We start from the raw sequence: 12,318 nt of genomic DNA on the forward strand, positions 1-12,318 counted from the left end.
CCCTTGGGAACTTCCTGCCCAATGAGGGCATCCTGAACGATTACGATATCGTCTTTCTCGATACGCCGCCCGCGCTCGGATACCTGACGATCAATTCACTTGCCGCGTCCGATATATTGCTGGTTCCGCTTGGGGCGTCGTTTCTTGAATTTGATTCCACGGGTCGATTTTTTGACATGCTTTATTCCACCTTTGCGAGCATTGAGGAGGGCGAGAATGCGCAACGCCGCGCCCTGGGGATGAGCGAAGTCAAGTTTGAATGGGACGTTGTGCGCGCCATCATCACCCGTTTTGATGCTGGCCAGCAAACCGATTTGGCCAATGTCATCCAGGCATATTTCGGGGATTTCATGACAACCTACCGGCAGGAATTTACCGCGCTTGTCGGGCAGGCGGGCGAACAAGTAAACGGTATCTATGAGGCTGATTACCGCGAGTTCAATCGCGATACATATTTGCGAGGTCGCGAGGCGTTTGACCGCACCTATGCCGAATTCAAGCAGCTTTTGATTGGCGCATGGTGGCGCGATGTTGTGGCTGAGAAGGAGAAGGCAGATGGCTAAACGTAGAAAGCTTGAAGCACCTGATGCCGGTGCGCTGGCAGATATGGAGGCGGGTTTCGCGGCGAAACCAACCCCCGATCGTTTGGGGCTGACTTCAGCCCCGATCACGCAAGTCGCGGCAGAGGCGGCCCGTGCTGCACAACCACTGGATATTGACGCGCGCATTGCCTTGGCCAAGGATGGTAAAGATGCCGTTGCCTGGCGCAAAGCCTTGGAAGATGGGCGCGTTTTGCTCGACCTGCCATTGGACGTGATTGAGATGTCGCATCTGATCCGCGACCGTATGGTGGTCGATCGGGAGGAACTGGAAGAGCTTAAAGCCTCTATCCGCAGCAATGGGATGCGCGCCCCGATAGAGGTCGCTGCCTTGACCGACGGGCGCTATGGGCTTATTTCTGGCTGGCGCCGTTTGACGGTACTGGGTGAATTGCGGGCCGAGGAGGGCACTGCCTTTGCCACCGCCAAAGCGATTTTGCGGACGGCGGACCAAATGGGCGCGGCCTATACCGCCATGGTCGAAGAAAACGAATTGCGCGCGCAGCTTTCGCCTTATGAGCGTGGTCGCGTCGCCGTTGTTTCCGCCGGTCAGGGGGCGTTCGGCTCTGCTGATCAGGCAATTGATGTGATCTTTGCCGCCGCGTCGAAATCGAAACGGTCCAAGATTCGCAGCTTTGCTCTGATCCACGAAGAGTTGGGTGATATGCTGAAGCACCCCACAGAATTGTCCGAACGAAATGGTCTGCGTTTGGCATATGCGCTGCGCCAGGGTATGGTCAGCGAGCTTCGCTCGGCCTTGATCAAAGAGCAGGGCAGGGGGGCCGGGGCAGAATGGGCGAAGATTGAGCCGTTCGTCACCGCCGCTGAAGATATCGAGCGTGAGCCAGAACGCGGTGGCCGACCAAAGGCCCCAAAATCACCTCATGCACCTGCCAAGCCACATTCTTTCGCCAACGACGTTTCGATGGAGATGTTGCGGCATGAGGATGGTTTCTCCATCCGGCTGCGCGGGCCGCATGCTGTCCATGAGCTTGCCGAGACGATAATGGCGAAGCTGGAAACGTGGCTTGGTAAGCAAAGCTAGGTTTCGCGGCGAAACCTGTCCGCCACGGCAGCAGGTCGGTTGCGCACCGTCAAACGCGGCTTGGTTCAGAAGGCCCATATGCTGACCATGACAACGTTCGCTGGCAAACGTGCCAGCACCAATTCGCGGGAAATGATCGCGCCGCAAGGCACGCGGTGGGCATCCCGGAATGCTGAGGTGAGAAAAACACTTGGGCGGCTTCATCCTCGGGAGAGGGAGCGGTGGAGATCGGCCAAAGGGAGCCTAGCATGCCCGTTGTCACGTTTGTTTGGCGACTTCAATTGACGCGGTAAGCTGAAACCTGACGGTCTCCATATTGCTTTGGCGCTTCACATCTGTCGCGCTTCAAGTCACCTCTAGAGCCCCGCCGCCCTGGTCAGGTTCACCCGGAACCTGTCGCGGCGGCGTTGATACCGTCGGGTCATCTCGGCGCTGGCGTGGCCAAGTTGTTTCTGGACATGGCGCTCATCAATCTCGGCGCTGCTGGCCAGACCGGCACGCAGGGAATGGCCGGAATAGAGCCGCAAGCGCTCTGCCTTGGACAGTTCCGGTCGCAATCCGGCGTCTTCGACGGTCTGCTTGATTAGCCGGGCAATATGCTTGTCAGACAACCGGTTCTGCGTCGCCTTCAAACCGTTGCGGGATACGGCAACGAAGATCGGGCCAAAGTCGATGCGGGCGTAGTGCAGCCATTGGGTCAAGGCATGCACGGGGCAGGTCTGCTCGCTGGAGCCGCGGGCAATCTCCACCTCGCGCCAGCCGGTCTTGCCGCGTAGGGTAAGCAGAGCACCTTCGTCCATCACCTGCACCCAACCGCCCGCGTCCGGGGTGTCATCCTTGCCGTGATCCAGACGGACGATCTCGGACCGTCGCAACCCGCCGGCAAAGCCGATCAACAGGATGGCGCGGTCGCGTAGACCCCTTAGATCGTGGGGCAGGGTGGCCAGCATGGCACGGATGTCTTCCGGCAAGATGGCTTCTTTCTGCGCCGGGGGGCGGGCATGTTTCCGGCGGATTCCGGCAAGAACAGTGACGATATGTCGGTCGGCGCGGTCCAGCCGCGCCCCGCGTTGCGCATAGCCCCAGGCCAGGCCGGACAGGCGGCGTTCGATCGAGGATACGGAAAGGGGTTGGATCGCCGATTGCGAGGAGGCCTTGCCTTGCGGCGCAGCCAGATCGGCGATGTAGAGACCGATCATCTGGGGCGAGGGGGGCAGGGTGTCCGCGCCGCGCATCCGGCACCACCGAGCAAATGCGGCCCAGTCTTTGGCATAGGCGCGTCGCGTGTTGTCAGAGACGGAAGCCCTGGCATAGTCCCGTGCCGTTTCGACCAGACGGTCGAGCGGGCCGGAGCCCGCAAGGTGAGAGGGCAGGGCGATCGCGTCGGAGGTGCTCTGGCGCCCGGCATCGGTGTCAGGTCCCTTTGGGGCGTCTAAGGGCGATTTCTCGGGTGTTTCTGTCATGTTTTCGATCATACGCTCTTTACGTCCGATAATGCAAACTTATTGGACATAGTGAAGCCGACAATCCGGCGGCGGATATTCTGGATCTATCTAGTCAAAAGCGCCGCAATAGATTAGGCTGCGGGCATGGAAAAAACGAAGCTCATCCCGAAAGACGACAGCCGGGCGGCCCTGCGAATACCGGGGTGGGTAGCGCGCTGCACGGGAGAAACCCTTGAAGAGGCCGCCTTTTTGTCTGGCGCGGCACTGGCCCATCTGGATCTCACCGCGCGGTCGGATGCGGTGCCACAGGCACTGTGGCGGTCGCGGCTGGCGCTCACGGCCGCAGAGGTCTGCGTCGGGTTCGTGGGGCGCCGGGAAAGCGCGGGAGAATTGCGTGACGCGCTGCACCTCATGCGGCCCGGCGATCACCCGGGCCCGGCAGGCGAAGTTTTCCAGCAATGGAGCGTGGCGGTGGCGCGACCGATCTCAGTTGCCAATTTGCACAAGGCCTTGCCCGCTGTAGCGCTTGAGCAGATCGCCCTTTGCCTTGATGCGACAGGTGGAAACCCGGTCGGTCGCGCGGCGGCTGTGTTGGAGGCTGTATTGACCGATGCCCCACGTGCCGAGACGGCGGCGTTGATCCTGGCCGATGCCGTGCTGGCGACATCGCTGGGGTGGGACCACCTCTTGCCGGTGCTGGCGCTGGCCATGAGGCCCCGCGATCTGCGGATGCGCGGTGATGATCTTCGGCGGACGTGTCATCGGGCAGTGGTCGCCGCGGCAGGGCAGGCGCTGCCGCTGGCGGCCGATCTGGCAAGGCGTGCGGCAAGGTTACAGGCGGTGGCCCCGAAGCTGCGGGCCAAGGGGGCGGACCGGGCGGTCGAGTTGTTTCTGTCCCGCGATGCTCTGGCTCCGGTGGCACTGCTCCCGTTCATGTCGGATCGCGCCGCCCGCCGCCTCTGTGACCGGCTGGTCGACCTTGGGGCCGTGCGTGAGCTGACCGGGCGGGACAGTTTTCGTCTGTATGGAGTTTGAACATGGCGCGCGACAGTCTCAAGGCAGAGCTGGATCGGGAGCTGGCCGATCTGCCCCCCGATCTGCGCTGGCACGAATGGCTGCGCCGGTGTGAGGCGGTGCTGTTTGCCAGCGCATCGCCGGTGGCACGCGACGATCTGGCGCGCGTGGTGGGGCAGGGGGCTTCGGTTGATCTGCTGATCGAGGACCTACAGGTTGGTCTGACCGACCGTCCTTACGCCGTACTGCGCGTTGGCGGGGGTTGGATGCTACGGACGAAGCCCGCCTATGCCCCCGCCATCCGGGCCGCAGCGGATGTGGCTGAACAGACGCTGAACCTGAATGAATTCGATATCGCCGTGCTGGCCGCCATTGCCCTCCACCAGCCGATCAGCCGGGACGGGTTGAAGGACATTTTCGGCAAAGAGATCAGCCGCGACCTGATCGGGCGATTGGCCGAGCGCGGCATGATTGGAACCGGCCCCCGCGAACCCCGCCGCGGCGCGCCCTATACCTTTGTCACAACCGAGACCTTTCTCGCGGCCTTCGGAATGGAGAGCTTGCGTGACATGCCCGACCCCGAGCAATTGACCGATGCCGGGCTGTCCGATCCTTGAGCGGCGGTCAGCGCGTGTGGGCGGGTCAGGCGTTCCGCATGGAGATGCGCCGCTTGCGCAAGATCAGTCAGACCAGGTGCCGCGAAAGATGAACCCCGCTCCGGCCTGTTTCGCGCGGCAAGGGTTTCGGTGCGCATCGTCACCAGCCCCCCATGGCTCGGCGCCGCTTGCGCAATCCGGGTCCAGCACCTCACGGCGGAACTTGCCCGTCCGTTTGAGAGAGCGGAAGCGGCTTCAGTCAGCTGTCGGAACACACTGCATCGATCCCGATGCGACAGTTGCGTGATTGGTTCTGTCCCTGCCACACGCGCGCAGCGACGGGCGGGCATGACGGTGATCTCAGTCTGTGTGCCGCTCACATCATCTCGATTCGCAAGGCCGATTTCCAGCGTCGCGACAACGGAACATAGCCGATAGCGTCAAGGCTTGTGGTGGTGATCTTCTCCTCTCCCCCCGAAATTGCGGCAATCGCCGCTCGGCATGCTTGCCTCGAGGCTGGCGAGAAGTGTCGCAAAATCCTCGTTAAACCCCCAGCGCGGAATGGGCACCCTATCGAACCGCGATCCCATCTCATTGGTGTCATGTACTGCATCAAAGACCGCGGCCCCGCCTACAACGACGGGAGAAATGTCATGCACTCGGGCAATACGGCGCAGAAACGAGAAGATGGCTTTCACATCCCGTCGGCGTCCGCGCAAGGCACTGTGGAATTCGTCAAAGATGAGCAAGGGTCAGGTAAAAATCAATAGTAGCACTCGTCGCCACATCGGCCGCAATCGTCAGGTAAGGGCGTCCGACGAAAACGCCGTGGTCGTCGATTACCTCAATGAAGTGGATATCGGCTGGCGTATGGTCGACTTGGACAACGTCGAGGGCGTGGGTGGCGCGGCTGTATCCCGGCCGCGGCTTCAGGCGGCGCAGGTGCTTGCCCCCGGAAAGCCGTCGACGGGCGATCCCTTCGGGAGTGAACACTTGCGGAATTCCTTTGGCCACGGTGACATAGGCCGGGGGCTCGAGCCCCTCACTTTCGCCGCGCGCACGGATTTCGACGACGATCGGTGCGAGATCGGGCTGTTCCGGGCGCAACCGCATTTCCCGCAGCGTCGCCGCGATGATTTTCTCGACACCGGCATTGATCCGTAGCCGTCTCACCTCACCCGTTTTGGGCAAAAGAGAAGACACTCGGCGCTCGTCACGATATCGCGCCAGATGGTTGTAGACCTAACGGGTTGAAAGGCGCAGAACACAGCGTGCGCCCTCTCATGAATTGCAGGCAAATCCTCGACGGGTGACAGATCACAGACTTCGAAAATAGCGTACCCTTGAAATCAACCATATCCACCAGCCATCGCCAACCCCTGACAATGCGGACATATCGTTGACCAAAGGGGGAAACGGATACTTTGCGAAAATACCTCGAAAAGTTGCCGTAATAAAGCCCTGCCTGTTTAGAGAATGGTTAGCCCAAACTGTCCAAGCATCATCTTCAGAGTGAAATTGACCCTGGCGCGTATCGCAATGCGGTTCTGCCCGGTCTTACATCGGAGCGGGCATCATGGCCACTTACAGCGGTACCTCCGGGAACGATACCTACACCGGCGGCGGTGGTAACCTGAACTGCGCCCAATCTTGATCCGCGAGGGAGCTCTTGGGAACCATTCCGACCTTGTTGTCTCGCCCCAACACGGTATGCTGATGCAGTATCGCGGGGCCGAAGTGCTGGCGCGCGCGCGGCATCTGGCACAAGCTGGAACGGGTGCGGTCCGGATATGCAAAGGGCGGCGCAGCATCGGCTATCATCATATCGTGCTGGCGCAGCATGGCCTGATCTGGGCAAACGGAGCGCCTAGCGAAACGCTGTATCCTGGCCGCATGGCCTTGCAGGCACTGGGATCACTGGTGCAGATGGACCTTGCCGCTCACGTGCCCGTACTGCGCCCGCTTTTTGCCGGACAAGCCGATGTCGCGCAAGTCTACGGGCCTACGGTGCGCCCGTTTTTGGCCAAGGCGTCTGTTGGTTTTGCCAAAGCTGTGAAACTGATCGCCGCTTGACGGCCTTTGGGATCTATTTGGCATGTTCCTGCGCGACGCGGTCCACAAATTTGGTTGGCCTGCGAAGATGTATCCGAGGAACGTCTGATCAACGCTTTCGGCTGCGCCATGATTACGACTTGCGCAGCGAGCCCATTTGGGACTTTCTAAAGCGTATGGTGTTGAACTCCCCTCAAAACAATGTTGCTGTTGCTCTCATTCTTTGCCTGATGGCAACACCTGTCACGGGTGAGCAGATTCAGAGCTTTAGCGACTGGCGGGTCGTGCAGGGGGATGCGGGATGTGTGGCAACCATTGATATCGGATTGCGCGCGCCTTCCTCCGGATTGGCGACAATTGCCATTCTGCTACGCCACGGTGCAGGGCAAAAGGCCGTGCCCGCCGTGATGACCCTGCGGGTTCCTGTCGGTGTGGCATTGGCGGAACCGCCGGCTTATGTTCACGCCGGCGCTAGCGACGCGGTAGGGTTAGCATGGCAGAGTTGCAGCAAGCGGAGTTGCATGGCCAGCGGTGGTGTCAGCGCGGCAGAGATGGATCGGCTCAAGAAGGGCCGTCGTATATTCGTGGCATTTCGGCCTTTGAAAGATGCGCGTCCGCTGATCGTGCCGGTTTCCCTGTTGGGTGTGACGCGGGCGCTGGAGGTACTGGACGATTGCGACCCATCCTAAAGCGCCTGAAAGTTAGCTGACGAGGCGTTCCAGCGCATCCAGCACGCGGATGGGAAACTGGTGCAGCAGCAATTGCCCGGCGTCATCAAACACTTCGATGGATGCACGCTTGCCCAACCGTTTGGCAAAGGCTGAAACCGATCCGGGGCTGACAACCGGGTCATGGGCACCATGCAGCAAGATAACCGGCACGTCTGACGCGTCGACCAAATGCTGCCAATTGCGGACCACATGATAGCTGTCAATTTCAAAGGCATTATGCCCCTGACGGGTGGCGAACTGATAGCCGTGCAGAACGGCGCGGCGGATTTCGGGGTCTTTCAAAACCTCCATGTCGATGGGTGAGGTCGCATAAAGCGATTGCATGAAACGATCTGTTCCGCCGCTGTTGATTTGGCTGATGCCGGCACGCAGAACAAAGGGCAACAAGCGCGGTGTATAGCGCGCGGTGTAGGCCACAACGCGCTGACGGTGTGACATCTCGGAAAATTGTGCATGGGATGTGATAGGCACACCGCCCGCAACATTGACAATGCCGCGAATGTGCTTGGGTGCGGCCGCCGCACAGGCAAAGGCATAAACCGCGCCCGCCATATGCCCCAGAACCAGCGCGTCATTCAGCCCGAGCTTGACGCATAATTCATGTATATTTGCGCCGATCCGCTGCGGGGCCACATCTGTCGCACCGTAGTCGGGCGCTGCGTCACCAAACCAAGGGCGGGTCGGGCAAATGAAGCGCAGGCCGCGCGCGTGCAATGCGTCGCGCATCTGGGTGGTAAGGCTGGCACCGTCCAGCATCCCGTGCAAGAAAATGACGGGTTTGCCGGAGGCGGGACCATGCAGTTCCACCGGCATCACCAGACCTGAATCCAGTGACAGAGAGGTCATTTCCCCCTGTGCAATCGGTGCAGCAGGGTGGCTTGGCCCATGGGATTCAGCCACCCGCATCAACAGGTGCAATAAGCGCACCAGTTCGGTCTGTGACCCGCAGCCGGTTTTGACCAACAGCGATTTTATCTGGGTGCGGACCGTTGCAATTGCGCTGTTGCGAAAGGTGGCGATGTCCGCCGGACGGTGGGCGCGGCTGAGCAACTCGCAGATGTCACATTCCGAATGGCTAAGCCCATAGGTCGATGTGAGCAGCACCGGCATGCCCGGCGGCCAGTTGGCGGTCAGCGGGCTGACCAGCAGCAGGTCGCCGCCGGTCCTTTCATGCAACCGTTGCGCCTGAAGATGCACCACTTCGCCAGGGGCCAACCCATCGGTCGCGGCCACGGCGGGAAGTTGAAAGATCAACGGTGGCGCGTTGTGCTCCATTTCGGTTTTCAGGCTGTCCATTCGCGTATTCAGCGCCGTCATATGGCGCTCCGGCACGGTTAGGTCTGTAACTTCGGTGCCGCGCTTGATGCCAAACAGCCGGGTCGCCGCTGCATTGGTCCAGACAATCGCGCCGCTGGCATCGATCAGGAATTGCGGGTCCGGCCCCGGACTGGACGACCCTGCACCATAGGCAGGCGCAAGGCCGTGCGACTCATCGGCTTTGCGGGTTTGGTCCAACAAGCGTTCTGCGATTTCGAAATGAGTTGCAATCTCTGCGGTTGCAACGGTGCCATCTGCGTCACGCAAGGCGTCAAGGGCGCTCAGACGGTTTTGGATAAATTCGTCCCAACGACCCATGAAAGCATCGTAGGTTTGAGGTTCCAACGCAATTCTATAAATACTTTCAATAAGTTGCGAGTTTGCGTTCAATCCTGTTTTCGCCTCGGTTGAGGGCGCTTCGGTTGGGGGGTCACTCATCGCGAGATGTCTCCTCAATTCCATGCTTGGTGCCTTTTTGTCGGATACCGCAAATTGGGTATTGGGCGCCGAAAAGGTAATTTAATTACTTCGGATATATCATTTATGGCGAAAACTGGCACCCGCAGGTTTGACCGAGCGGTTCCGTTAACGCTTCATGGGGAAGGGATTAGCCCGTGTTGTAAAGGTTTCATTTTGAACTTTGCGCAATTGAATTCATTTTTGGCGCGGTGCATCGCGCTCACTGGATGTATTTCCATTCCACTTGGGTCGCTTTCGGCGCAGGTCCTTCCGGACGGAAGAACCGGGACCAGCGTGACCTCTGCTGGCAATGTGATGGACGTGACCACCACCACGAAAAGTCAAGGTCACGGCATAAATTCGTTTAGCCAGTTCGATGTCGGGACGGGGCAAACGGTCAATCTGTACGCACCCACAGGAGCAATGGGTACAATCAACATCGTCAATGGGCCGCAGTCGCAGATAAATGGGCTTGTCCAGTCAATGCGGAATGGCGAAGTCGGCGGTGATCTTTATATTGCCAACCCGAACGGCTTTGTTGTCGGGTCGCAAGGGACGATCCACGGCGGTTCGGTTTCGCTTTCAACGCCAAGCCAAACTGCGGTAGGTGCGGGGCTTTTTCAGCATATATTTGGCAATGTGTATGAAATTGATACCGGGACGGTTCGCGGTATCATCGACAATAACGTCCCGCTTGATACTGGCAACGTCGTCGTACAGGGTCATATCATGGCGCAACGATCAGCACAGATCCGCGCGGGTGGTTTGGTCACCGTTGATGGGCAGGTTACGGCTGGCACCGCTGACCAAGCGGGTCATATAGGTATTTATGGCAAAGGTGGTGTTAGCGTTGGTGCGCTAGGGCGTGTCCAAGCCAACTCTGCTGGCGGTCAACGCGGGTTTATTGCGATGACGAGCGCGGGCGATATCACGTTTGCGCCCGGCGCGCGGGTGATTAGCCAGTCCACCGGCGCACAGCAAGCGGGGGAGATTGTCATCTTTGCCGAAGGCTCGGCGCTGTTGTCGGACGGGGCCGTGATTTCTGCCGCTGCACTGGGAACCGGAAAAGGCGGGTTTGTTGGGTTTAGTGCGGCGAACACAGTGGAGGTTCTGGGCGATCTTGCGGCTTACGGCAATGCGGGTCTGACAGGGCAAGTCCTGATTGATTCGCATGAACTTGCGGTGGTTATTCCGCAAAACACCGATGGGGCGGATCTGACGGTGACAGCCGCCAAACGTATCGAGGTGCTTGGGGATAATGGGGCGATCACAACGTCTAACGCCGCGGGTACTTCTGCTGGTGATGTGACGATGGTTGCGCCCGTGATCAAGCTGTCGGAAGGCACCGTAATTGACACGACAGCAGCCAATGGCACCTCGGGTGACATTCTGTTGCATGCGCGCCTTGATGATCGGCTGCATGACCCAGACCTTGCGCCCGGCGATGCCGAAAACAATGTGCTGCCGGTGGGAATTGTGCGGCTGACCGCAATCGGGGCCACTTTGCGCGGCAAGAATGTGACATTGCTGGCCACGGTTTTCAAAGACAACGTGGTCGATGCACAGGCTGCGCTGGATAGCTATAGCAACAAGCTGTTTGGGCCGGACGGGTCGTTGATCAGTTCGGATTTCCTGCTCAAACGCGCCTCTGATGCGGGGCGGGTGATACAGGAAAAACTGGACCTTTTGGATCTTGAAAACCAGCCCAGCTATCTGGATGCGCGCGCCACTATCCAGATGGACCACAGCTGGATAGTGTCCGAAGACAAGGCGAAAGTTATTTCTAGCGCCACCACGCATTTTGAGATTGCGCCCGCTAACCAGAACCTTGCCTTTGCCATCGCCGCCTCCAACACAGAGGCAAAGACGACGCTGCACTATACCGCGATTGACGCCGGCGGCACGATTGAAGTGCGCTCGGTCGTGAATGAGGAGCAGACGTTGGTTGCCAAGTCCGGCGTGCAGACCGACGGTGTAGATGCAACCGCGTTCAACCTTGCTATCGCCGCCTCTCTGCGCCGCTCAAGGGCGCGTACGATTGTGAACGGATATCGCCCTATTATCGCCTTGGACGCGAGGGCGTCGCGTGATGAGGCGGATTACAGACCCGATCAGGATCCGGGGAACTATGCCACGCTGGTTTCCCAAGCGGTCGGTGAGGGTTTAACCATCGCGTCGGAGACGGTGCGCAACATTATGCTGACCTCCGATGCGGTGACCAGTGGTCAGACCAAGGGTTTCGCGCTGAACCTGTCGGTGGCCGATACGAAAACGGAAACGCTGTTTGGCGGCGCTGTTGCGGTGCCCTCGGGCGAGGTTGAGATCACGTCTGAAACCCGCACCGAAAAGTTTCTTACCCGCGCGCGGGTTTCGGGTGGGTCTGAAACTGTCGCGGGTGTGTCCGATGATGCAGGCGATCAGGCGATCAGCAATGACAAGCAATCGGCACTGCTGCCCAATCTGACCGGCATTGCGTTGAACGCGGCTGACGCCGACAAAACCAATGAGCAAACGGCAGATGCCAATGCGGTCGAAGGCAACGATACCGCTGGCGGCGGTAACAGCGGCAACGCGAATTCCCGCTTTGGCGTTGCGCTGAATATATCATCGCAGCACACCCAAACCCGCACCGTCACGGGGGATTCTTCTGAGGAGTATGAAACCCCGCTAGGTGCCGTGGTCTCGCTATCGCCCGCGTTGATTGAGGCGACACCCGATGGCCTTTGGGGCCGACCGGGCGGTGCGTTCTATGCTGATGCAAGCAAGGTCGTACTGGCCAATGATCCGCGCATCACCATCTCGGCGCGTAATATCTATGACGAAATCCGGTCTGAGGCGTTAGTGCGCCTGGGCTCTGTGCCGACAGATGATCCTGACGCCCCCGGCACCCTGACCGGCGAAACCGGCGCGGAACTCGATACCTCCGGCAAGCGCGCCTATCTGCTGGGAATCAATATCGCCAACTGGGATGAACGGGCTGACGCTATTGCCAAACATACTGACACCAGGGCGGTTTCCAACGTCGATCTGGTTGCCGAGAATGTCTTTGTGGAAACAGAC

At 59.6% G+C, this 12,318-nt stretch carries 11 protein-coding genes; 7 read left to right on the forward strand and 4 right to left on the reverse strand.

What is annotated here, in order from left to right:
- Both L0H65_RS06295 and L0H65_RS06300 read left to right on the forward strand, forming a co-directional pair.
- Positions 1-563 (forward strand): AAA family ATPase (locus tag L0H65_RS06295; RefSeq protein WP_301457984.1); only part of this gene is annotated, 563 nt, incomplete at its 5' end.
- The gene (locus L0H65_RS06300; protein ID WP_301457985.1) at positions 556-1,644 is read left to right on the forward strand and encodes a ParB N-terminal domain-containing protein; all 1,089 of its coding nucleotides are present in this window, start codon (positions 556-558) and stop codon (positions 1,642-1,644) included. The genes L0H65_RS06295 and L0H65_RS06300, both read left to right, overlap by 8 nt.
- A gap of 356 nt (positions 1,645-2,000) precedes the next feature.
- Here the strand turns inward: L0H65_RS06300 and L0H65_RS06305 are convergent, their stop codons facing one another.
- Positions 2,001-3,119 (reverse strand): tyrosine-type recombinase/integrase, encoded by a 1,119-nt coding sequence (locus L0H65_RS06305; protein ID WP_301457986.1) that lies wholly within the window; start codon positions 3,117-3,119, stop codon positions 2,001-2,003.
- Between the two features lie 114 nt (positions 3,120-3,233).
- On the opposite strand from L0H65_RS06305, the gene L0H65_RS06310 reads away from it, so the two are divergent.
- Both L0H65_RS06310 and L0H65_RS06315 read left to right on the forward strand, forming a co-directional pair.
- Positions 3,234-4,124, forward strand: a complete 891-nt coding sequence (locus tag L0H65_RS06310; protein WP_301457987.1) for a DUF1403 family protein — start codon at positions 3,234-3,236, stop codon at positions 4,122-4,124.
- Between the two features lie 2 nt (positions 4,125-4,126).
- Positions 4,127-4,720: an SMC-Scp complex subunit ScpB gene (locus L0H65_RS06315; protein ID WP_301457988.1), complete on the forward strand. Its 594-nt coding sequence runs from the start codon at positions 4,127-4,129 to the stop codon at positions 4,718-4,720.
- A 419-nt stretch (positions 4,721-5,139) separates the two neighbouring features.
- On the opposite strand, the gene L0H65_RS19795 is transcribed toward L0H65_RS06315, so the two are convergent.
- Both L0H65_RS19795 and L0H65_RS06320 read right to left on the reverse strand, forming a co-directional pair.
- Complete coding sequence (locus L0H65_RS19795; protein ID WP_367651978.1) at positions 5,140-5,397, reverse strand: TniB family NTP-binding protein; 258 nt, start codon at positions 5,395-5,397, stop codon at positions 5,140-5,142.
- Positions 5,398-5,434: 37 nt separating this feature from the next.
- Complete coding sequence (locus L0H65_RS06320; protein WP_301457989.1) at positions 5,435-5,902, reverse strand: hypothetical protein; 468 nt, start codon at positions 5,900-5,902, stop codon at positions 5,435-5,437.
- Positions 5,903-6,346: 444 nt separating this feature from the next.
- Here L0H65_RS06320 and L0H65_RS06325 point away from each other — a divergent pair, with 444 nt between their 5' ends.
- Together L0H65_RS06325 and L0H65_RS06330 are read left to right on the forward strand one after the other, a co-directional pair.
- The gene (locus tag L0H65_RS06325; protein WP_301457993.1) at positions 6,347-6,772 is read left to right on the forward strand and encodes a Hint domain-containing protein; all 426 of its coding nucleotides are present in this window, start codon (positions 6,347-6,349) and stop codon (positions 6,770-6,772) included.
- A gap of 209 nt (positions 6,773-6,981) precedes the next feature.
- A complete protein-coding gene (locus L0H65_RS06330) occupies positions 6,982-7,440 on the forward strand; it encodes an invasion associated locus B family protein (RefSeq protein WP_301457990.1) in 459 nt (152 codons plus the stop codon).
- A gap of 12 nt (positions 7,441-7,452) precedes the next feature.
- Here L0H65_RS06330 and L0H65_RS06335 read toward each other — a convergent pair whose 3' ends face one another.
- Positions 7,453-9,144, reverse strand: a complete 1,692-nt coding sequence (locus L0H65_RS06335) for an alpha/beta fold hydrolase (RefSeq protein WP_301457991.1) — start codon at positions 9,142-9,144, stop codon at positions 7,453-7,455.
- A 198-nt stretch (positions 9,145-9,342) separates the two neighbouring features.
- On the opposite strand from L0H65_RS06335, the gene L0H65_RS06340 reads away from it, so the two are divergent.
- Positions 9,343-12,318, forward strand: a 2,976-nt coding sequence (locus tag L0H65_RS06340; protein WP_301457992.1) for a leukotoxin LktA family filamentous adhesin, incomplete at its 3' end; no start/stop codon positions are given.

It is taken from the genome of Pseudorhodobacter sp. (genome assembly GCF_030452865.1).
Lineage (GTDB): Bacteria > Pseudomonadota > Alphaproteobacteria > Rhodobacterales > Rhodobacteraceae > Pseudorhodobacter.